The 21746-nt window shown below is 54.7% G+C and carries 16 protein-coding genes and 1 pseudogene; 5 read left to right on the forward strand and 12 right to left on the reverse strand.

The features are described from left to right. Positions 1-2: 2 nt before the first annotated feature. Entirely contained in the window at positions 3-524 is a 522-nt protein-coding gene (locus BM069_RS19260; RefSeq protein WP_093326144.1) for a putative pterin-binding protein, read from the reverse strand. A gap of 330 nt (positions 525-854) precedes the next feature. Between BM069_RS19260 and BM069_RS19265 the strand changes: the two genes are divergently transcribed. Next, positions 855-1469, forward strand: coding sequence for a response regulator (locus tag BM069_RS19265; protein ID WP_093326146.1), 615 nt, complete (start codon positions 855-857; stop codon positions 1467-1469). A gap of 20 nt (positions 1470-1489) precedes the next feature. On the opposite strand, the gene BM069_RS19270 is transcribed toward BM069_RS19265, so the two are convergent. The 5 genes from BM069_RS19270 to BM069_RS19290 form a co-directional block, all read right to left on the reverse strand. Further along, on the reverse strand, positions 1490-4099 hold the full coding sequence (locus BM069_RS19270; protein ID WP_093326147.1) for a calcium-binding protein: 2610 nt from the start codon (positions 4097-4099) through the stop codon (positions 1490-1492). Between the two features lie 38 nt (positions 4100-4137). After that, a complete protein-coding gene (locus BM069_RS19275) occupies positions 4138-5532 on the reverse strand; it encodes a nucleotide sugar dehydrogenase (RefSeq protein WP_093326149.1) in 1395 nt (464 codons plus the stop codon). A 222-nt stretch (positions 5533-5754) separates the two neighbouring features. Next, entirely contained in the window at positions 5755-7170 is a 1416-nt protein-coding gene (locus BM069_RS19280) for a mannose-1-phosphate guanylyltransferase/mannose-6-phosphate isomerase (RefSeq protein ID WP_093326150.1), read from the reverse strand. Positions 7171-7271: 101 nt separating this feature from the next. Next, a complete protein-coding gene (locus tag BM069_RS19285) occupies positions 7272-8858 on the reverse strand; it encodes a glycosyltransferase (RefSeq protein WP_093326152.1) in 1587 nt (528 codons plus the stop codon). Continuing rightward, a complete protein-coding gene (locus BM069_RS19290) occupies positions 8851-10086 on the reverse strand; it encodes an HlyD family secretion protein (protein ID WP_139216255.1) in 1236 nt (411 codons plus the stop codon). The genes BM069_RS19285 and BM069_RS19290 overlap by 8 nt, the downstream gene beginning before the upstream one ends. A 429-nt stretch (positions 10087-10515) precedes the next feature. On the opposite strand from BM069_RS19290, the pseudogene BM069_RS19295 reads away from it, so the two are divergent. Continuing rightward, a pseudogene (locus tag BM069_RS19295) lies at positions 10516-11681 on the forward strand (IS3 family transposase). 472 nt (positions 11682-12153) lie between these two features. Further along, on the forward strand, positions 12154-12321 hold the full coding sequence (locus tag BM069_RS19900; RefSeq protein WP_170846799.1) for a hypothetical protein: 168 nt from the start codon (positions 12154-12156) through the stop codon (positions 12319-12321). A gap of 4 nt (positions 12322-12325) precedes the next feature. On the opposite strand, the gene BM069_RS19300 is transcribed toward BM069_RS19900, so the two are convergent. The 6 genes from BM069_RS19300 to gad form a co-directional block, all read right to left on the reverse strand. Further along, entirely contained in the window at positions 12326-13768 is a 1443-nt protein-coding gene (locus tag BM069_RS19300) for a TolC family protein (protein WP_093326156.1), read from the reverse strand. Then, on the reverse strand, positions 13765-15366 hold the full coding sequence (locus tag BM069_RS19305) for an FUSC family protein (RefSeq protein WP_139216256.1): 1602 nt from the start codon (positions 15364-15366) through the stop codon (positions 13765-13767). The genes BM069_RS19300 and BM069_RS19305 overlap by 4 nt, the downstream gene beginning before the upstream one ends. Continuing rightward, a complete protein-coding gene (locus BM069_RS19310) occupies positions 15363-16409 on the reverse strand; it encodes an HlyD family efflux transporter periplasmic adaptor subunit (protein ID WP_093326158.1) in 1047 nt (348 codons plus the stop codon). Before BM069_RS19310 ends, BM069_RS19305 begins: the two co-directional genes overlap by 4 nt. Next, on the reverse strand, positions 16409-16696 hold the full coding sequence (locus tag BM069_RS20215) for a YtcA family lipoprotein (protein WP_093326159.1): 288 nt from the start codon (positions 16694-16696) through the stop codon (positions 16409-16411). The genes BM069_RS19310 and BM069_RS20215 overlap by 1 nt, the downstream gene beginning before the upstream one ends. Positions 16697-16957: 261 nt before the next feature. Next, positions 16958-18835, reverse strand: a complete 1878-nt coding sequence (locus tag BM069_RS19320) for an aspartate:alanine exchanger family transporter (protein WP_212611567.1) — start codon at positions 18833-18835, stop codon at positions 16958-16960. Between the two features lie 68 nt (positions 18836-18903). Next, on the reverse strand, positions 18904-20277 hold the full coding sequence (gene gad, locus BM069_RS19325) for a glutamate decarboxylase (RefSeq protein WP_093326161.1): 1374 nt from the start codon (positions 20275-20277) through the stop codon (positions 18904-18906). A gap of 235 nt (positions 20278-20512) precedes the next feature. Here gad and BM069_RS19330 point away from each other — a divergent pair, with 235 nt between their 5' ends. Next, complete coding sequence (locus tag BM069_RS19330; RefSeq protein ID WP_139216257.1) at positions 20513-21181, forward strand: hypothetical protein; 669 nt, start codon at positions 20513-20515, stop codon at positions 21179-21181. A gap of 339 nt (positions 21182-21520) precedes the next feature. After that, the gene (locus tag BM069_RS19335; RefSeq protein WP_093326164.1) at positions 21521-21727 is read left to right on the forward strand and encodes a TA system antitoxin ParD family protein; all 207 of its coding nucleotides are present in this window, start codon (positions 21521-21523) and stop codon (positions 21725-21727) included. Positions 21728-21746: the final 19 nt, after the last annotated feature.

Raw genomic sequence — 21746 nt, forward strand, 5'->3', positions numbered from 1 at the left:
ATTTACTCATCGGCAACAACCTCAATACGATCGAGTTGCCATATACTGCGGGAATAATACTCTTCTGTCTGATAGGATGCATTTTCTGCGAATGGGTAGACGATCCACAAAGGTCCCTTGTCCCGCAAGGACATTTTTTCGCCATTGCGCAAGTAAGCGACGATCGGACCACCTTTAACTGCGTCCGATGTGGGTATGGAAACAGTGTAGTCATTTACGGCTGTGGCGCGCAACTCGCCTTTGCCTGCTCCCACATGGGCAAGAAGTGCGGCCAGCGAAACACCTTCGAATGTTTGAAGGCCCTCCGTCCAGATTGTGTCGGTTTCAAGCATTGTCATTGGCAACGCACGCAGCGCATTTTCATCAAGCTGCCACTTTGCACCATCCGCCGTCTCCGCAACATCGCCGGTGATGGTCAAAACAGTCTCCGCCATCGGCTGAGTAGCCACCATGGCCATGAAGACGACGCCGGCTAAAAGGCTCCGAGAGGGAGATTTGGTCAAAATTCCATTTAGGCTTTTCATTGGACTCTCCGATTTTTGTGGTCTGCATCCTTGTGCCATCAACGCAGAGCCCATGCGGTTGCACATTCGGTTATTGGACTAACCTTTGGTATAGTTTGGATGACCTTACAGCGTTGGAGGTTCGTCCGATGCACCGCTGAGATTTTCTAAAACTATGCGAATTATCCCAGATTATTCGGACGAAGCGGCGCTCTACCCCATTCGGCTGCAAGAAGAAGGAAGTTTTGAATGCTACAGGAATCTCAGCAAAGTCAGGGAGACACGACTGGCTTACATCAGCCGTCCCCGATAAGCTTATCTCACATTCAACGAGTAGGACGCCCAGTTTCTATGAGAATATTGTTGGCAGATGACCACGGAATGGTTCGAGAAACCATCTCCGCATATCTTACGACGGAAGGCCGAGCCGCCGTTCTGACCGCTTCGGATTATTTCGAAGCCATGAAAATTCTGGAACTCAAAGGCCCATTCGATCTTGTGCTTCTGGATTTCAGCATGCCGGGCATGAACGGCCTGAAAGGACTAACCGATGCTGTGGCTTCGCACCCTGATCAGGCCTTTGCCATCGTGAGCGGCACCGCACCCAACAAAATTGCCCAAGACGCGCTCGAAGCCGGGGCGATAGGGTTTCTCCCCAAAACCATGGGGGCCAAGTCCTTGGTCAATGCGGTGCGCTTTATGATAGCAGGTGAGACATTCGTCCCCGCAAGCGTGTTGGCAGCCGGTGGTGAAGCAAGTGAGAGTGATTTTTCAAAGCAATTGAGCCAACGAGAACAGCAGGTTTTGACCGGCCTGTGTAAGGGGCAGTCCAACAAGGAAATTGCCCGCGACCTCGACCTGCAAGAGGTGACAATCAAACTTCATGTGCGAACACTTTGCAAAAAGCTCAACGCGAAAAACCGCACCCAAGCGGCTTTGATAGCTAAGGAGGCAGGCTTTGAATAAGCCTGCCCCGTTCTCAAAAACTAGAACAGAAAACTGTCATAGAGTTGGGCAATGTCGTCTGCCGTATTTGTTAGCAGAAGCGTAGTGTCGTTGCCGAGTTGGATCGAAATGTCATTGCCAATAACGCTGACTTGGCTTTGGAACCAAGCCGAATAGTCACTTTCGTCAAAGCCGATCTCCAAACGGCGCAGATCCAAACGGTCTCCATCCGTGACCGAAAAATCCAGAATGCTGTCCAAAGATCCGTCCAGGTCGTCGCTGCGGAAAATGAACGTATCTGCACCGCTTCCACCCGAGGCGACATCACTGCCTGCCCCCAGATATAGACGATCCCCATCGGCGCCACCGTATAGAGTGTCGTCCCCTGACGCACCACTGAGATAGTCACGTCCCGCTCCCCCGGACAGCACATCATTGCCGCTATCTCCGCGCAAGCTGTCACGCCCTTCTCCCCCAGTGAGGACATCATCACCAACTCCACCGCGCAGGCTGTCTGTTCCAACTCCTCCATCCAACGCATCGTTGCCGGAACCGCCAGCCAGCGTGTCATTGCCGCTGTCTCCGTTTAGGGTGTCGTTTCCAGATCCACCTATCAGTTCGTCGCTGCCCTCGCCTCCATCCAGAGAGTCGTCCCCGCTGCCACCAGTGAGATGGTCTTCTCCCACGCCGCCAGACAGGGTGTCGCTTCCAGAGCCGCCTTCCAAGACATCAGCCCCGGCATCGCCAGACAAATCATCGTCACCGGACCCACCGTGCAGCTCATCTGTGCCGCTACCTCCTGAGAGAATGTCATTCTGGCCACCGCCGGATAGAGTATCGTCACCGTCGCTGCCAAACAGAACGTCAGCGCCGGACCCACCGTTCAGAACATCGGAGGACTGCCCGCCATCCAGCGTGTCATGACCCGCGGACCCTTCGAGTGTGTCACTTCCGGCTCCACCAAGCAAAACGTCATCGTTTTCGGGCAGGAGGTTGCCGAACTGATCATAGCGCAGCCCTTCACTGTCATAGTGTGACACTATGGTGCTGTTGCCATTCGCGCCGGCGCCGCCATGCAAATAGTCGTCTCCCTGACCACCAAGCAAAGTATCACCGAGACCTCCACCGGTCAGTTCATCTTCACCGATGCCGCCATCCAGCGTATCGTTTCCGCCGTTACCGCTTAGCGTGTCATCGTAAGTCAGTTCTCCTTCAGAAGTGGCTACAAGTGTCAGGCCTGTAACCAAAACACTGGAATTTATGTCCACTTCTACGAACGGGCTTTCAGCTGTCGGATCGGCCGACCCGTCGTTTGAGTATGAGGTCGGGGTTTCAGCCAGCAGGTGCAAACTCGCAAGACCGGTTTCCGGGTCGATCACCACCTGGTAAATCGCGCCCGAACTCGGTGTGGAGTCGTCCATGTCGTGATCGCCGGCATTGCCCCCTACGTAAAGGTTGCCGTCCGCATCCACTATGGCCGCGCCGAATGTCATGGCCGGTACGCCATCCAGCGTGACACCATCAACGACAGTCGACGTCACCGGAACAGTTTCAAAAGTTGGGGTGCCGCTAGAAACATCAACGACAAGCAAAATGGTATCGGCGCCTTCAGCACTAGGGCGGGCTACGCCGTAGAAGGACTGAGTTGCGGCGTCAAAAGCGACGTCATAGACACGGGCACCTACCAATTCGGCAGGGAACCGATGCACTGACACAAGCGGGTTGCCGTCGCTGTCAAACTGATCGACGTCTATCACGGCGATGTGGTTCATACTGGACTGGAATGACCAAAGATTTCCTTGGTCATCAAAATCGCCGGTCCATGCACGGTAAGGCGTTTCCCCAACCCGATAGCTGTTACCTTCGGCATCTATCATCACGAGGTCGGATCGACTGACCTGGTTGCCCAGCGCGTCGACACCGTCGCCCACAGCGATGGCATAGAGCAGATCATTTTCAGCGTTGTAGCCCATTGAGTTAACGTTCACAGTGCCTTGAACACCCGCTACCTCGTAGGTCTGTGTCTCGACGTCAAAGACATGAAGCGTGCCATTGAGCACCTGATAGAGATTTGCCTGCCCGTCGGCGAAGGCCGAAACGGTCACATCCTGACCACCGATGTCGATCTCAGTTTCATAGTGAAAAATAGGTCCGGACGTGTCGATTTCTGGCCCACTATTCTCGCCTTCGACAGAACGAATGGTGATCTCGGCTGACTCGTCCGAGGCTGTAAATTGCACCTGATGTGCGCCGTACGAACCACTGTCCGAGGAAAACTCGGCAATGACGGCGCCGTCCATCAAGACCTCCACAGTAGCATTGGGTTGCCCGCCCGCAAAATTGGCGGCGAGTTCGAGAGTTAGATTGTAGACCCCGCCCGCCTCGGTCGTGACCTCTTGGGTCATTTGCTGGTGTCCGCCCTCCAGATCCGAAACCGTCCAATTGCCGCTTTCAGCATAATCGGCGAAAGAGGATGCACCGTCTGTCCCCTCAAGCAAATTGTCCTCGGAATAGTCGCCAAACAGGAGGTCATTGCCACCCTGCCCGGCCAGATTATCATTGCCCGCCAAGCCGACCATGTTGTCAGATTGGCTGGTGCCTTCGTGCACATCGGACAGGCCCGAGCCCACCCAGGTGGTTGTTGTAGACATTGAGTTACCTCACAGGTTTGATTGAAAAAGGGGATCTTTTACCAGCCGATGCCTTGGAGGTTGCCCCTCTTCGGGGACGACGCAAACAGGCGCACGACATCGATGACCGGAAGATCGGGATTGGCCGAGACCGCGGCGCGGTAGGTGTCGTTGCTGTGGCAAACAATCACCGCGTCAACGTTGGAGGTCACGTCTTCAACAGTGTCGCGCAACATGTCTTTTAGCGCGCCCGCAAGCTGGCTCAGCCCTTTGCTGCCGTGTGTGACGTAGGGCAACAGATCCGAAACCGGCGTGTCGGCCGAAACCGCCTCGTCGTGCACCAACAGTTCGATGCCTTCGGCATGCAAAGCCGCCATGACTTCGAGGATCGGACTTTCGCGCAGGTCATCTGTACCTGGTTTGAAGGCAATCCCGAAGACACCGACGCGCCGCGCGCCAGTGCCGCGCAGCATTTCGGTCGCCTGCCGGATTTGCTCTTTGTTGGAATTGTCCAGATTGCCAATGAGAGGGAGTGAGACACCCATCTCTTCGGCGATGTGCTGCACAGCCCGCACTTCCTTGGGCAAGCATGACCCACCATAGGCGAAGCCAGGTTTCAGATAGTATGAGGAGAGGTTCAGCTTTTGGTCTTGTGTGAAGATGTCCATGACGGCATGGCTGTCCACACCCAGGGGTTTGCAAAGACGACCAACTTCGTTTGCAAAACAAACCTTGGTGGCGTGCCAAACGTTGTCCACATATTTGATTGTTTCCGCGACCTCGATGGTGGTCAGGATCGGATTGTCATCCACCGAGGCATAGATACGGCGCATGATCTCTGCCGTTGCAAAGTCCGTGGTGCCAATGACCGTCTTGGGCGGGTTGTGGAAATCATCAATCGCCACGCCTTCACGCAAGAACTCCGGATTGAAGCAAATTCCGAAATCACGTCCCACGACCTTGCCGGAAATTGCTTCCAGAATAGGCGCCATAACTTTCATTGTCGTCCCTGGGGGAATTGAGCAGCGCATTGCGAAGACGTGAAAACCATCTTTGTCGCGCAAGCCACGCGCCATCGCGTCGGACGCCAACTTAATGAATGTGTAGTCGCACCCGCCGTCTGCTGCTGTAGGCGTGCCAACAGAGACAAAAGTCACATCTGTGTCGATCACTGCCTGCGAGAGGTCGTCGGAAGTGCTGATCAATCCATCGTCAACACCTTGTTTCAGCGTTTCAGAAAGTTGATCTTCGTGGATGGGGCTTTCGCCACGACCGATCATTTTGACCTTGGTTTCGCTCAGGTCGACCCCGATTACACGGTGACCCAAGGATGCCAAGCACGCCGTTGATACGGCGCCCACATAACCAAGGCCAACCACACTGATACTGGGTTTGTGACGGGGAGCAGGGACAACGATCTCGGCGTCCTGCGGCAAAAACTTACGGTATTCCATGACAAATTCCTCCTGACTGAAATCAAATTAAAGCTTTGTTTTCAGGAATATTTTTGGAATTAGGTCATTTCAGCCGCCCTTAGGTTGAGGGCGCTATCCTTTAGTGCAGCCAGCCTTTACAACGGCAGAAATGACGAAACCTGCACGGTGATCCATGCAGGTTTGCCATGTCCGTCGAGCCGGGTGGGCTTAGGCATACGACGGTCAATCTTTGGGGAGAGATCAGGCCACTTCGGCGCGTTGGTAGATATCCTCGTAGCGGATGATATCGTCCTCACCTAGGTAGCAGCCCGACTGCACTTCGATCAGATGAAGCGGCAGTTTCCCCGGGTTTTCCAAACGGTGAACAGCACCAAGCGGAATGTATGTGCTTTCATTCTCTGTCAGCAGCTTCACATCCTCATTGACGGTCACCTTGGCTGATCCGCTGACCACGACCCAGTGCTCTGCGCGATGAACATGGCTTTGCAAAGACAGCTTGGCACCCGGCTCAACCATGATGCGCTTCACCTGAAAGCGAGCGCCCAATGAGAGCGTTTCATAGTACCCCCAAGGCCGGTAGCACCGCTTAAATCCGTCTGCCTGGGTGGCACCTTCCATGCGCAAGGCCTCCACCACCTGCCCCACTTGGGCGCTATGGCGCCGATCCGCGACCAGAATGCCATCATCCGTGGCCACAGCTATCACATCCTTGAGCCCCAAACCGACAAGCTTCACATCAGGGTTCTCCGATTTCAGCAAACTCCCTTCGCAATCGAGCGCTGTAGAGTTCCCTAGAACAACCGTGTCATGCTCATCTGGTTCACCGATGTCTTTGAGGGCCTGCCAGCTTCCCAAATCGGACCACCCACAGGTCAACGGCAATGCAGTGCATTCTGATAGGTTTTCCATGATCGCGTGGTCAAAGGAAATCTCGTCACAGCGCCCAAATGCGTCCGCATCAAGACGCATGAATCCAAGATCTTCGCCGCCCAATGCCATTGCTGCCTCTGCTGGCCCGATTAGCTCAGGCGCGTACGCTTCAAATGCTTTCAAGACAACGTCGACTCGAAAAAGGAACATGCCGGCATTCCACAGCCAATTGCCATCTTCGAGCATCCGGGAGGCTGTTTCAGCATCCGGCTTCTCAGTAAACTGGGAAATCATCAGCGCATCATCGTTGCCACCTTCGACACGCAGGTACCCAAATCCCGTCGCCGCAAAATCTGGTTTGACACCCAGCGTAACAATCATGCCCTTCTGTGCAACCCGCGCCGCCTTGAAAATGGTTTGGCGAAACCCGTGAGCGTCCGAAATCTGATGGTCACTTGGCAGAACAAACAGAATTTTCTCTGGGTTGTCCTTGTGCAACAGCGCGGCGGTCAACACGGCTGGGGCTGTATTGCGTCCCATCGGTTCCACGATAAGGCCACCGCAATCGACCTGCATCTCCGCCAGCTGTTTTTGGGCAATGAAACGATAGTCTTCGCCAGTGATCACAGTCGGCTCCGCGAACTCAGGTGTATTCACCCGCTCCAATGTGCGCTGAAACAGGCTTGGCCCTTCCAAAAGGTTGGCGAACTGTTTGGGAAAACTCTTGCGCGAAACAGGCCACAGACGTGTGCCGGACCCTCCAGCGAGAATGACAGGTGTGATCATCGAAACTTCCTTTCTTGTTTGTTGCAGCGAGGATAGCTGGCAACAAAAACGAAGGTGCGATGTCGGAGGGCTATCGACCTGTTCAAAAGGATAGCAGACCCTCAAAAGGGCAGGTCAATCAGCCCAACATAAAGCATCAAAAGAGTTAGAAATGCAGAGGTGGCTGTCACAAGCTGAAACTTGGCGAACCCATTGCGGAGACGGTCGACAAATCCAGTATGGTTCCCTGCACTTTGATTGCCACGATTGGACCATTTCTGCTTGGACAAATGAAAGATCATGTAGATTTTCACCGACGCGTTAATCACTTGATTGAGATAGAGAATAAACGGCCAGCTCATGTCTGCATGACGGCTGTAGCCGATCAAAAACAGACAAAGCACCACTCGGGAAAACAGCACCCAGATCAGGCAATTCAGGAAATACCCAGGTGCGATCATGCTGCCCAACACCGCCATGATCGGGCTCACCATCATGGTCCACATTGCCAGACGTTGGTCCACCACGCACCACCAGATGAACAGAGGCATCCGGCGCGGGCCCAATGCGATGGCGCGGCTGCCATTTCGCAACATATTTCCAGACCAGCGGCGGAAATTCTGGATCATCCGCATCAGGCCGTTTTCTTTGATCACTTCGATTGTATAGACCGTGGCGTCCGGGACATAAGTCATCTTTGCCCCGACACTCAGCAGGCGATACCAAGTCGATTTGTCGTCGCCGGACAAAAAGCGAAACCGGCCCCAAAGCCAGTGGTTCAGGTGGTCCGCCTCGATTGTTCGAATGAACTTCAGATCCAAGATATGTCGGGCGCGGAAAACGCTCATCCGTCCAGTCAAGGTCAGAACCCTGTCGGACAGAGCATGGCTTTGCATCGCGAGACGCCTTTGAGCAAAACGCATGTCTAGCCATTTGGCAATCCACTGAGGTCCGTAGCAGATGACCTCTTCGTCCGTGGTCAACGCCTGCAACTCCGGATCATAGGCGAACATCGACAGTGTTTTTTTCAGCACATCGTCTCCGAACAAGGCATCGCCATCCATGAAGATCACCAAATCCTCAGGGTCCGCCGCTGCTCGACTCATAGCCCGCAAAATCAAGCCGATGGCCATCCGCTTGCCGGGGTGATTTTGGCGAATAAAAACAAGCTCGGCGAGGTCGTCGGGAATGTCTTGCGCATAGGTTTGAACAAAATCCCGTATGATCATCTCGTCATAGGCACTGCCGGTTCCGATATAGATTGTGGTCGGAATGCGTTCGCGGCGGATTTGGCCAAGAATTGACCCGATCACCCGTTTGGTGATCGACGGCTCCTCAAAATAGGTGGTCATTTGTATATGTAACCGTTTCGGTCGCCATCCGGTCTGCCAAATCGCGTCAGCCTTTTTGCGTTTTGCCGGCCATGCCACATACGAATAAATCGAAGCGCGAATGGCATGGGTGAACCACCAGCCGAAACGCCAAAGGCCCAGAGATCCCAAGACAATTGTGATGTGCCCTACATTTGGATCGAGAAACCGGTTGGGCACAGAGACCAACAGCCAGAAAAGCAGCGCAATCACCGCAAAAAGCACCATCAGATTTTTGAAGGTCCAGCGGCGCCAATACGGTTTCTTGGGGCGCTGCAATTCCCGAAGCCGGTTGGTCAGATCCTTATCGAACGCGTATTCGGAATGTATGTCACGCATCGCGCGACCACAGGGTTTTGACGCGGGAGATCATGCGCTGGGCCCAAGGGCGGCGGACCTGAAGATTGACAGGCGCATCCTTTCGCAAGGCCGATTTTGTCTCCTGGGCGCTCAGATTGGTGGGGGTCACAGTAACAATGATGCCGAACTCACCCGGCCGCCGCGGATCTGCCCCCGCAGCCACGTCCGTCACCTTGCCAGCCAAGGTTTTCTTCCGGCCTGCAGTATTGATGCCGATGCTGGCGGGCATACCAACGAAAATGGTTTCTGCGAAACGCTCGCTGACCCAACCCTGCGCCACACGCGGAGCGTCCCCTTCAAAAACAACAGCCAAATCGTTGTAGTCATAAGGCTGCCCTTTGCGCACCAGAACCTCATGCACCAGTCCATCACTTGGCGCTCGCACGTGGCTAAGTGAAATGGCATCCTTTTGGGCATCGCGCGCCGCACGCAGGCCGCGCACTTTGGCCAGTTGTGCCGCCTCGACCTCTTTTAGTCTCGCTACTGCAAACACAAATGGATCCTGAGCCACCGACTGGGCAGGAGACGTTGCCTGCTCTGTCCGCCACCTGTCCCAAAGGGTGTCAAACCCACGGTCCCCAACAAAGCGCGTGTATGCCAACCTCATGGCGCTCGCGCGTGTGTCTGGTGCCTCGACACTATGGTAAGACGTCAATGCCTCCAGCGTGCGGGTTATGCTCAGGAGTTCATTCTGTTCGTGCGCCAGTTTGGAACGCGCCAAAGCCAATTTGCCCTGTGCCTCGGGGTCTTTAAGACGCACCAAAACCTGCCCTGCAACGACAGCCTCGCCAGCTTTCACGGAAATCGACTTCACAAACCCTTCACTGGCAGGCAAATGCTCGGCAATGGGAGCCACCACGCGCCCATGCTGAACGTTGATGCGTGTAAAGCTGTTAAACAGGGATGTACCAAGGATTGTCGCAACAGTGAGTGCAACCATCGCGTAGAGAACAACATGGAGAACCACGCGGATCGGTGTTGGCCACCGTCCTTTGGTGCTTTCCTCTTTCTCTTCTTCGGTCTCTTCCATTGGAACGAGGTCCACCGGCGTGTCCAAGCTTGTGATGACATCTTCGCTGCTGGCCATTCGACCTGAAAGCAAAGCACGGTAGAACAGCGCCAAAGTTTCTCTTTGCCGCCCACTTAAACCGGAAAATTCGACAAAGCTTTCGCTATCTGGCTGCGTAAGCCGCACCGGAAAACGCACGTCGACTCCCTGGAACGGTACGCTAAGTTGCCCTGTCTGCGGACACTTTCCCGCCTCTTTCGGCCAAGACAGCCCGGCCAAAGACCAGGCATCAATCCGTACAACCTGACCGGACGGGGCCTCAAACGTCAGGGGGGCTTGGACGGTCCAACTCAGGTCGGAGCCTGCGGGTTGATGGCGAATTTTCAAAGCGACCTCGTCAGAATGTTCGAGGTACACTTAGGGAAAACCAACAAAGTGCGGGCTGGAGCTGGTGTATGGTAGAGTGATCAAAAGAGAATTCCACTGACCTTTAGTATAGTTTTGCGAAGGCCTCACACCCAAATCGCGCTCATAAGGATCAATCGGCACACTTTTTGGCTTAGTTCCGAGTTGATCCTCCCCCACGGAAGTGGTCCGCCCGTATAGATAGCGAACGGAGGATCTAATATGGGAATGAAGCGACACAAGCCGGAAGAGATTGTCACGAAGTTACGGCAGATCGAGGTGCTGTGCGGCCAAGCATGGCACGCGTTGATGCCGTCCGCCAAGTGCAGATAACCGAGCAGACGTTTTACCGCTGGCGTAAGCAATATGGCGGAATGGGAACCGATCAACTGAAGGAACTCAAACGACTTCAGAAGGAGAATGAACGGCTGCGAAGAGCCGTGTCGGACCTAACGCTGGACAAGCTGATATTGTCAGAAGCAGCACGGGGAAACTACTGAGCCCTTCGCGCCGCCGTGCCAGCATTGTGCATGTGCGAAGCCAGTTCCGCATCTCAGAGCGTCGGGCGTGCAGAGTGTTGCATCAACACCGTTCAACACAGCGTAAAGCCCCAAAAGGTCGCGCCGATGAAGACCGCTTGGTTGCCGACATGATCGAACTGGCTCGCCAGTATGGCCGATACGGTTATCGCCGCATCGCAGCTTTGCTGAGAGATGCGGGATGGCGGGTGAACGACAAGCGTGTTGAACGCTTGTGGCGGCGTGAGGGGCTCAAGGTGCCGATGAAGCAGCCCAAGAAAGGACGGCTCTGGTTCAACGATGGCTCGGGTATCCAACTGCGTGCAGAGTATCCCAACCATGTCTGGTCGTATGACTTCGTTCATCATCGAACGGATGATGGAAGGGCGTTCAGGACATTGAATATCCTGGATGAGCACAGCCGGGAATGCTTGGCGATCCGAGTGAAACGGAAGCTGAATTCAGCCGAGGTGATCGATGCATTGACGGATTTGTTCATCCTGCGCGGTGTTCCGGCCTACATAAGATCAGACAACGGCCCAGAGTTCATAGCTCAGGCTGTTCGGGATTGGATAGGCGCGGTCGGAGCCAAGACCGCTTACATCGAGCCGGGTCACCTTGGGAGAAAGGATACTGTGAAAGTTTCAATGCCCGGTTCCGCGACGAGCTTCCAAATGATGAAGTCTTCAACAGCCTAAAGGAGGCCCAAATCCTGATCGAACAATGGAACCACTCGGGACATTGCTGCACAATGCCCTGCCGGTCAGCGGGAAACACTACAACACCAAACGACCACACGGTGCCTTGGGTTATCGCCCACCGGCCTCAGAAACCATCGTCCCAATGGAACCAAGGCCAATCATGCACTAACATTCAAAGTGGACCACTTGATTGAGGCTGATCACCTTGGACATTGAAGAGGTCGGCGAGCTGCCGGACACGTGCGCTGAAGCGCAAACGTGGAAAACCGCCCTGAGGCGGCTAGTGACTTGATATTTATGTTATAAATTTGGTTGCGGGAGCCTGATACCACCGAAGACTGCGAGAGCCTCTTGGTCAATTTCAAACACGGTTGGCGATTTCTGAGCTGTTCAAACGCCGCCTCAACATGCTAATGCTCAATGCTGGTGACCAAATAATTAGCAGACACCCAACAGGTTTTGTTGCGGACTTTGGTTTGCGGATCAAAGGCCACGATCCTTGACATGTTCACCTCAAAGGTGAATTCAAGCGCCCGCGCCGCACGTACATCTGGGCACACACACCAGCCCCCACCCTGGCCGCCCATAGTCACCGGCTGACGCAGTCGCTTGCCTATGAATGCATACCTCAATCAGCCCAGATGATCGCAAACCTTTTCCCCGCTATACACTTTATGGACATGATCCGCGGGGTGGTTCTACGTGATGCAACCTTCGCCGACCTTGGGTCGGGCGCGCTCGTTCTGTCGCTTTATTCGATTTTCGGCATTGCGACGGCGTCGCTACGGTTCAAAAAATCTCTGGAATGAACGTCTAGTTGCCATAGGTCCCGGTAGCTAAAGCCAAGGCTGCCGACGAAATATAAACTGCGGCTCGTGCGTCCGCCAGTGCTTCAATGGCGACAAACTCATTCAAGGCGGCCACAGAAGCGTCTGAAATAGTCCCAATCCCTGCGGCGTAGGCACTTTCTGCCGCGTCTGCAGTGCGTTTTGCTGAGGTCACAAGATCCTGCGCTGCAAGGTGCACGGCAAGCGAGGTCTTTAGTGCCTGATATGCCAAACCAACTTCTCTACTGGTTACTGAGCGTGCGATCTCTACCCCAACTTTCGCGGAGCTTATCCGACTATTCGCGTTGTTGAGACGCGTCTCCTTCAGCCCTCCATCAAAAACTGGAATAGTTACTCCTAAGAACACTCCCGAACTTGAGGTTGTGCCAATACCTCCAGGTTCAAATCCATTAATGCTCAGGCCACTGTTCCCTGCCAACACATTCGCGCCCCCATAAATTTTTGGAAGGTAGGAAGCAGCGGTTGCGTCCAAATCAAATTGCGCCGCCCGCACTTCAGCCAGAGCAGCTAGCACCTCCGGGTGTGATTTCATGGCGCTTTGGACATAAGTCTCCAAAGTCTTACTTTTGGGGGACGGAAGTCGCCCGGTTGTCGGCCTGATCCGAACAACAGAATTGGGTGATAAATTCAAAGCCGAGGCGAGCAACACCCGGGCGGCACCAACTTCGCCTGCGACCTGTGATTGAACCACCCTGGTTTGGGCCAAGAGTTGTTCTGCCTGAGCCACTTCAACGTCATTTCCAAGACCTGAGCCCTTCCGTTTATTGGCTGCTTCGAGAAGCTGTTCCGCACGTTGGGTCGCGGCTGTGGCCGCCATGTTCTTTTTTTGAGAAGCATCGAGACGGTGGTAGTGGGAAGATACGTCGAAAATAAGTTGCAGATGCGCTCTGTTAAACTGGAGTTCGGCCACTCTTGCCAGCTGATCGGCGGCCTGCTGCCGTGAGATGTTCTCACCGAAATCAAAAAGCAGCCAGGATACGCCGACCACGGCCGCCACGCCGCTAACGTCTGTCGAAACCGTTGAAGGGGGCAGGAGAGCCGGATTGACATCAGTGTTGAAACGCTGACCGCCGGCAATAACTGATGCAGTCACCAATGGCAGCGTGGCTGCACGAACGGCTGAAACGTTTTGGCCTGCTTGGCGTGCGGCAAGCCAGGTTTTGCGAGTGACCGGGTTTCTGCTTTGGGCGATGTCTATCAGCTGCGGCAACGTGTAGACCTTGCCAGTAGACACGCCTGGAAGTGTGCTTGGATCCACAGCGATTTCTGCAGACAAGTCCGCATCGGCTTGTCTGGTTTCTGGTGAATCCACAATCGGGGTTGAGGACGTAACCAAGCTGCGCCCTTGGGGCGCCTCTTCGCATCCCAACAAAAGCAGGCAGAGTACGCATACACCGGTTTTCTTCATGAAGCTCTGCCTCTGGAGTTCGGTGGCACATTCTGCGCTTTTTGATTGAGCGGGCGGGTTCTGTTTACTATCTCAACAAAAAGCCGGTTCGTATTGATCCAAAGTGAATCCAGCGCAATTTTCGAGCTGGGTGTCTGCGTGGGATCTTTTCTTGCAATAAAAATCAGTCGGCGCAACGCGGCCACCTGATCTATCAGTTCCAGCATTTCTTCTCCATCGCCCCTTTGGTCAAACGTTCGCGCTGCATTTCGTCTTCTCAGGGTCGAGAGTTGTTTTCCGATACGAACCTCTGGCCTATCGGCAAGAAAGGTCTGGAAAACAACTGTGACGATCAGTGTCCCCAAGAGTATGCCGCAAAACCGTCCCCAAGCAATTGTCAAATCAATCTCCGGCCCTGGAGAGTTCACAACTGTCAGAAGGAACACGAGAGCGATCTGCAAACCCACGTACGACACGACTTCGTTGGAAAGAGCGATCCACGCAGCGGGAAAAAGAACAACTGAGCAAACTAGTCCAAGTTGCGAGGCGTTTTCGATTTCCGGAATGACCCAAAGAAGTGTTGAAATTGTGATCAACGCGCCTGCAAAAAACCCGGCCATCCTCAAGCCGGCTTTATAGTAAGTCTCGTGTTTGGTCGAAATAGATATCAGAAAAGTTGTAATCGTGATGGTGTGAATTTCTGGCCATTTCAGCAGCAGGAACACTATGTAGCTAATCCCCACCGCCAAGGTTGCGGCCAATGCAAATCGGATGTCAGGACTGAAAGGTGTCTTCTCGTCGTTCGTACGCCGTACATTCACCCGCGGGGTCTTGCCACCGACGGGCATCTCGATGGGATGCGGCAGCACGTTCTGCAACGAAAGAGCAAGATTTCGTGCCGTTCCATCTGAAAGGGCTTCCCACTGAGGAAAGGAAGACAGCAGGAACCCGCTGTTGCGAACTTGTTGCAACGGCTTAGTAAGGCCTCTGGGGCTGGTAAGAAAAAATGAACGTAAAACTCTCTTGCTCGACGGATCCCCCGCATCCCGGGCATCGAGAACTTTCTGACGCAGGCCGAGTTCATTTCTGACGAAGCTCAAGGGGAGTCTTCCGAGTATAAGCTGCGAGACGATGAGCAGGCTCATTGGCAACATCACCACAGCTATCAGCCAGAACATGCCCCTTAATACGAGATCGGGAAATGGGATAACGTCCAGGCCGCTAAGAACCTCGAAAATGATCATACCGGCGGTGGTGAAGACAGCCCCTTCGCTGCTTCCACTCGCCAAGCAAAAGCAACCAAATGCAGTGACAAACATGAGAGGAATTCTGAGCGCAGGCTGGCCTGACGTCGCCATTATCGCCAGAGTCAAAAAACCTACGGCAAATAGCGCGGCGAAGATAAGCGCGATTGCGATCCCAATCGTCTCAAAAGCTCCCGGCCGAACAGCAAACAATACCAGATAAGCCGAAAGGGCGGTTTCTGGCAGGCTCAAGTGCTTGGAAAACACGATTGTCAGCCCGACGACCGAGGACAGAACCAGAGCTTTGAAGGCCCTGTCTTTTAAGTCAAAGGGCCACAGATCAGAGAATACCAAAAACGAATGTAGCTGTTTCAAGGGGTACCCAGCGAAACGGTCGCGCTGGCTCCTACCCTCAGGAAATCAGGAAGTGGATCTTCAAGCTCGATGTGAACCGGATACCGTTTGGCCAAGCGCACCCAATCCGTTGTCGGCGGCACGTAAGGCAAAAGACTACCCAGTTCCAATGCGTCCTCGGTTTGAACGCCCCAGCCCACAGAATGGACGGTTCCATGAATCGGCTGATCTGGGTTCGACAGTATCCAGATCGTAGCCGGAATCCCGTGCCGGATCTCGGCCAGCTCGGTTTCTTTGAAAAACGCTTCGGTATACCAGCTGGCATCATTGATCAGGCTTAGCACCGGGGCATCTGGCAAAACCCACTCACCAGCAACAATTGATACGCCGACCGCCTTGCCGTCGAAAGGAGCAATTATCTTCGTTCGCGAAAGCATGTGTTCGGAAATAGCCAGCGTTGCCTGGGCAGCGGCAAGGTTGGCATTGAGAACATCGGTTGTCTTGACCAGTTCGTCGGCAGCCTCTGCAGTTTGAGTTGCAATTTGCAAGGAGACCGCTGCATCCGCCGCTGCAGTTTCTGCCTCATCTAAAGATTGCCGCGACGCAATTCCCTGTTCAACTAATGGACGGAGACGGCTGACCGTTGCCTGAGCGAGGCTCAAGTTCTGTGTGGCGCGTTCAATTTCGGCAGCGGCGGAAACCGCGTTTGCGCTTTCCGCCCTTATCGTTCTTTCGGCTTCACGAATAGCCGCTTGTATTGCAGCCACGTTTGCTTCGGCTTGAGCCCTTTCAAGCTCATAGTTGGAAGGGTCAATTTCAAACAACAAGTCACCCTTGGCGACCAAGTCGTTTTCCCCAACATGAACCGCGCTAACTTGGCCCGGCACGCCGGCCGAAATATTCGCAATGTCGGCGGCTAAGAAAGCGTCTGTCGATCGAGGGTTGACTGATAGGTTACTCAGCACAACCCAAGTGGACACGAAGGCTGCAACAACAGTACCTGCAAAAACCGCCCAACCGAGATAACGTTTAGTGGGTTCCAAGGGTTCAATCGGGAACATCATCAAAGAAACATCACCAGCCAGAAAGTATTGGCTCCGAGCAAAACGGTGAACGAGTAAACAAGCGCAGGAAAGGGCAGAGCAGGAAGAAAGTTGAAGGCCTTGAACACGCCGTGAGCAATTATGGCACAGCCGATCCCCACCATTAAACAGGCAGCCCAAGCCGGAAAATAGGAACCGAACACCGTTATTGTAGGGGACATACTAAGCCTTCGATAAGCACGATTCGTGAATGTGCCTATAAAAATGAAAAATGCAGAGAACAATTGCAAACCAAATCTGAAGGGCATCCAGCACGATCTGCATCTTCTCTTGGGCAGAACTCTGCCTGCCTGTCGCCTTTGCCAATCTACGCCTCAATGCATTTATTTGCCTGTCCAATCGTCCACTCCTCGGGAGGTAGAATGGGGCAAGAACACTCAGCACTCAAATTGCCCTATTTGGTGCAATGGGCGCTGGCGTCAGACATCAGACCTTTGCAGCTTTCGGGAAGACGGTGCCAGCAGAGAATGGTTGGAAGCACCGCTTGCTCAGCGGAGCTTCAGCACTTTTTAAGATAGGATCATTGCCACATAGCCGCCGATCAGTGCAAGCACTGTGGTGACTGCATACGTCAGTGGATACGGCACTGCAGCAACCGCACTACCACTCTCGGCAACGATGGCGTTGAGACCAGGTGTGGAGTTACGCGCGCCTGCGGCTGCACCATCGGAGAGGATCGGATTTAGGCGGAAAACCTTGACGCCGATCAGGAAACCAATGAAGGGCGGTAGGAGCGCTGCGGTGGAACCGATCAGCGCGATCCAGATTACTGTCGCGCCTTGGAAGCTTTGCAATATCTGCGGACCAACATTCGCCGCCAGCACCGCGACGAACATGTTGAGCCCGATATCTTGCAGAAAGCTGCGCGCGCCCTCGCTAACCGGCCCGCCGATCTCGGGATTCATCGAGCGGAAATAGCTGACGAATATCCCCGCGAGCAGACAGCCCGCCGAGGTGCCGAGCGCGAAGGGAATGCCGCCAACGGAAACACTGATAATCCCAACGAGATAGCCCACCATCATGGCGATCGCCATCCAGGTGACCTCTGTCAAAGTTGTCTCAACAATCGGCTTGCCACCGACTTTCACACCAACCCGGTCAACTGCCCATTTCGGCCCAACGAGGCGGGCGACATCACCGCGCTGAATAACCGTGTTGGCGCCCGCCGCGATTTGCTCGCCATGCCGGAACAGTGCCTTGAGCTGCAGCCCGTAGCCGATATCTTCACCGAGCTGACCTAGCGTCTTACCGGCAATGTCGCGCGAGCCGACATGTACATCGGCTACTTCCAGCGCGACATCTCGGGCTACGGCGATGTCAACTTCGGGACCAATCACCTCTTCGCCCTGCAGGATAAGTCCATGCACATCGGCGCGCACGGCAACGATGTCGCCAGCTTCGATTATCGGGTCCACCTCCGGCTCGATCACCTGGCCGCCTCGCAAAACCCGTAGGATGGGTGCATTCGGATGAGCATGGTGAAGCGCTTCAACTGATTTGCCAATCAAGGCGGTATGCTCAACCCGGTAGGCACGGATGTCATAGGGCGAGAACCCGAGGGTCAGCGATTCCGCTGCGCCGGGGACGGGCTCCGTGGCGCCGTCGCTCATAGATTCCTCAGCCTTGGCGGCTTCTGCCTTCGCGTCATAGCCAAAAAGCGAAGGCAGGTAACGGATAAGCAGGATGATCCCGACAGAGGAGAGCACGTAGCTGATCGCGTAGCCAGCGGCCATGTTGGCGCCAATCTGTTCCGCAGTCAGACCCTCGGGTGGGACGTAGGCACCGGATTGCACCGCAGAGGTGGCAACGCCGATCACGGCGGTGATGGTATAGCTGCCGGAGATAATGCCTGGGGCATAGCCTGGATCGAGCCCGGCAATTTGAGCACCGCCAAACGCGATGATCCAGTTCAGTGCCCAGACCACGACCGCGATGGTGATGAAGGCAAGGCCACCGGAGCGCAACCCGGCGAAGAATTGCGGCCCGACCTTCAGTCCGAGCGCATACATGAAGAATAGAAGGAAGATGGTCGAGACCAGCCCAGGGATCTCGTATTGGATGTCGAACGCGACTTTAGCGGTCAGCGAGATCACGATTCCCGTCAAAAGTGTGCCGGCGGTCGGCCCGAGCGAAATTCCGGCAATCGCCACGCGGCCGAGCGGGTAGCCGATAGCCAGGGCCAGCAGCAAGAAAACGAAGGGTTGTTTGTCAAGCAGCTCGAAAAAACCGTGGATCCCGCTTTCGAGCACCGGCTCGAAGATCTGTAGCGCCGCGCCGCCGACGGAATCGGGGACGGGTTCCTGCGCGGTGGAGGCGATGGCGCTCAGCATGAGCATGATGAACATAGCCGGAAGGGTTCGGCCACAAAATTGTACGAGACGTAACATGCGTCCCTCCTCGTGAATTTGACAGTGGCCCGAGCGCTGGCTCCTGAAATGGGATAAGTTCGCACCGCTCAGCATTTAGGGGCGTGCTTGGCATGTCCGTGGAGCGTTGGCGGGGTTGCCGTGCCACCATGTTCCTCGAGATATTTGCACGCCTCGACGATGTGGCTGGCTAGCTCCTCCATCAGGGTCCGGTTGAGATGCGGCCGCACCACGACGCGCAGCGAGGTCACTTCTTCAGCGTTGGGCGGCATGGTGTAGGCCGAGAGCACCCAGCCCTTCTCACGAACCTTGAAGGAGACGTCGAATTCGTTGAAATTCTTGACGCTGTCCTTGAGCGTCATTGCCACAACTGGGATGCGCTGGGTCTTATTCATGATCTCAAAGTAGCCCGACGCCAGAAGCCGGTCGCGCAGGTATTCTGCATTTTTTACCGTCTGCCGCATTACCTGTTCGTAACCGTCGAAGCCGAGGCGTAGGAACTGATAGGCTTGGCCGATGATCTGCGCGGCATTGCGAGAGAAGTTGAGCGTCGCGGTGGGGGATTCGCCTCCGAGATAATTGACGTAGAAAATCAAGTCCTCATTGAAGACTGATTTGTCGCGGAACACGACCCAGCCAATGCCAGGGTATACCAGCCCGAACTTATGACCCGAAGCGTTGATCGACTGTACACGCGGCAGGCGAAAATCCCATTCGTAGTCCTTGTACAGGAAGGGGTTGACGAAGGCGCCGGAGGCTCCGTCGATATGCATCGGGATCGAGATCCCAGTGCGCGCCTCATAGGCGTCGAGCCAATCGTGGATCTCCTGTAGATCGTCGTCCTCGCCGGTGAAGGTCTGGCCGCAAATGGCGACGACACAGGTTGTGTTCTCGTCCACATACTTGTCCAGATGCTCCGCGGTCAGCCGGTAATTGCCCTTCTCAAGGGGCACGATGCGGGGTTCCACATCGAAGTAACGCATAAACTTCTTCCACACGATCTGAACATTGCCACCGGTAACCATGTTGGGCTTGCTCGCATCAAGCCCCTTGGCCTCGCGCGCCTGACGCCAGTTCCACTTGTGCGCGAGGCCGGCCAACATGCAGGCTTCCGATGAGCCGACCGTAGCTGCACCGTAAGGTTCGGCAGTCTGCGGACCATTCCACAGGCCATGCAGCATCTTCACCATGCGCTTTTCCATCGCATAGGTGGTCGGATACATGTCGTGATCCACATAATTTATATGCAAATGCCGCTCGATCAACTCGCGTGCTTCGGGCTCCATGGAGGTGGTCACAAAGCTTGACAGGTTGAGCATCGGATTGGCGTCTGTCCACATTGCGCTTTCGATCAGTGCCTCGGCCGCGCGGGGCGAGACACCTTGCTCGGGAAACTCGTCGGGAATCTCTTCCTGATACTGCTCGTAGATTGACGTGTAATACCCGGGCTTGTCCTTCGACATGTTAATGTTTCCCTGTTTAGATGAGAATGCGTGGAAATTTTATTGCTGAGTAGCTAGTGTTGCACACAATAACAAGCCAATTTGTTGCTCCTTTTGGCAAATAAAGCAAGCTCGCGATCCAGAGTAGCGTTGTTTACGTTTCGCAGGATGCTGGTAGCACGCCACATCGATCGGGTCTCTCGACAGCTGGCAAACATATGCTATGGACTGCAAAAGGTACAAAGGGGCAGTAGGATTGCTGAAACTCAAAAGGACAGACCCGAAGGCCAAAAAGGTCCGGATCGCAGTAAATGTTATGCGTGCGCGCCTCACGGTGTTGGGCTTCAACCTTGCAGTAATCTCGATCCTCATGACCAATTCCAGCGTGCTTAGCGGCGGCTACCGCCTAGAGGGCTTCGAGATCCCAATCCATGTCACCGTCTCGGTTCCTCTGTTTCTTGCCCTGGGATTGGCGATTGTCGCGCTGATCCTGTTTATTGCCTCAAGCGAGATGGACGAGACAGGCATCGTCTCACATTGGGCTATGCCGCTCGGTGAGATCGCGATGTACCTGTCGCTCGCTCAGACTGTAACCGGCTTTTTCGGCCCCTACTTAATGGTGCTGGACACGCTGCAACTTGCAACGGGTGCGGAACAGGCGGATTTCCTGCAATTGCGACACACCCTTGCCGCCATTGGTGCGATCGCCTGGTTGGGCGCCTTCTACCTCGGGCCGATCGTGACGTTGATAAGGTCGCCCTTCTCCAATCTTACGACTGCCTTTTTGGGGATTACTTATGTCAGTCTATGTGTCCTGATCGCGTGGACGACGACCTTAGCCTATGATCTTGATGTGCATTTGCATGCGGGTCTCGAAACGCCGGTGCCTTGGAGCAAAGGGCTCCTCATGCCGCTTCTTTGGTAGTCAGAACAACTTTGACCGACCCGGTTCCCATATTCTGTTTCTAGGCCTGGGCACCTGAAGCAGGTTTCTCCTCATCGCGCCGGCGACCGGAATGATCAATTTTGGTCGAAGGATACGAACCGATTCTAAAGACGGCCTTAGGCCGAGAGGGCTTGAAGCCTGACATCTGACAGGTCGACTGTTTATCCACACAAGTGACCTTTGGCCAATGGCGATATTGTACTCATGCGCGAAAGGCAGCGCTTGGGGATGCGGTCCAAAGCCGGCTTTGGACCGCCACCTGCCTTTCCCAATCTTCTGCGCTTTTGATTGCAGCGCATCAGATTGGAAAGGCCTCCCATGCCCCGCTACATCACTCTTCGTCCTGATCTTTACGAACGCCTCCGTCATGAAGCACTGGTTCACGACCGGACGATCAAGGCACAGGCATTGCACTGGCTGGCGATCGGCAAAGCGGTTGAGACATCTGGCCTCTACACCCAGGCCGAGCTGTCGTCTTTGCTTGAGCATTTTGACGCGGAGCCTGGGCCCGAGGAGCTGGCATAGTCCTCAAAACGCATAAGGG

Source organism: Shimia haliotis, assembly GCF_900114415.1.
In the GTDB taxonomy this organism is placed as follows: Bacteria; Pseudomonadota; Alphaproteobacteria; order Rhodobacterales; family Rhodobacteraceae; genus Shimia; species Shimia haliotis.

Excerpts from the sequence above, each read along its gene's own strand:
- BM069_RS19275 (WP_093326149.1), bottom strand. The coding sequence starts at position 5,532 with ATGGAATACCGTAAGTTTTTGCCGCAGGACGCCGAGATCGTTGTCCCT.
- BM069_RS19300 (WP_093326156.1), bottom strand. The coding sequence starts at position 13,768 with ATGAAGAAAACCGGTGTATGCGTACTCTGCCTGCTTTTGTTGGGATGC.
- BM069_RS20215 (WP_093326159.1), bottom strand. The coding sequence starts at position 16,696 with ATGCCCTTCAGATTTGGTTTGCAATTGTTCTCTGCATTTTTCATTTTT.
- BM069_RS19335 (WP_093326164.1), top strand. The coding sequence starts at position 21,521 with ATGCCCCGCTACATCACTCTTCGTCCTGATCTTTACGAACGCCTCCGT.
- BM069_RS19310 (WP_093326158.1), bottom strand. The coding sequence starts at position 16,409 with ATGATGTTCCCGATTGAACCCTTGGAACCCACTAAACGTTATCTCGGT.
- BM069_RS19265 (WP_093326146.1), top strand. The coding sequence starts at position 855 with ATGAGAATATTGTTGGCAGATGACCACGGAATGGTTCGAGAAACCATC.
- BM069_RS19280 (WP_093326150.1), bottom strand. The coding sequence starts at position 7,170 with ATGATCACACCTGTCATTCTCGCTGGAGGGTCCGGCACACGTCTGTGG.
- BM069_RS19320 (WP_212611567.1), bottom strand. The coding sequence starts at position 18,835 with ATGTTACGTCTCGTACAATTTTGTGGCCGAACCCTTCCGGCTATGTTC.
- BM069_RS19270 (WP_093326147.1), bottom strand. The coding sequence starts at position 4,099 with ATGTCTACAACAACCACCTGGGTGGGCTCGGGCCTGTCCGATGTGCAC.
- gad (WP_093326161.1), bottom strand. The coding sequence starts at position 20,277 with ATGTCGAAGGACAAGCCCGGGTATTACACGTCAATCTACGAGCAGTAT.
- BM069_RS19900 (WP_170846799.1), top strand. The coding sequence starts at position 12,154 with ATGATCGCAAACCTTTTCCCCGCTATACACTTTATGGACATGATCCGC.
- BM069_RS19260 (WP_093326144.1), bottom strand. The coding sequence starts at position 524 with ATGAAAAGCCTAAATGGAATTTTGACCAAATCTCCCTCTCGGAGCCTT.
- BM069_RS19285 (WP_093326152.1), bottom strand. The coding sequence starts at position 8,858 with ATGCGTGACATACATTCCGAATACGCGTTCGATAAGGATCTGACCAAC.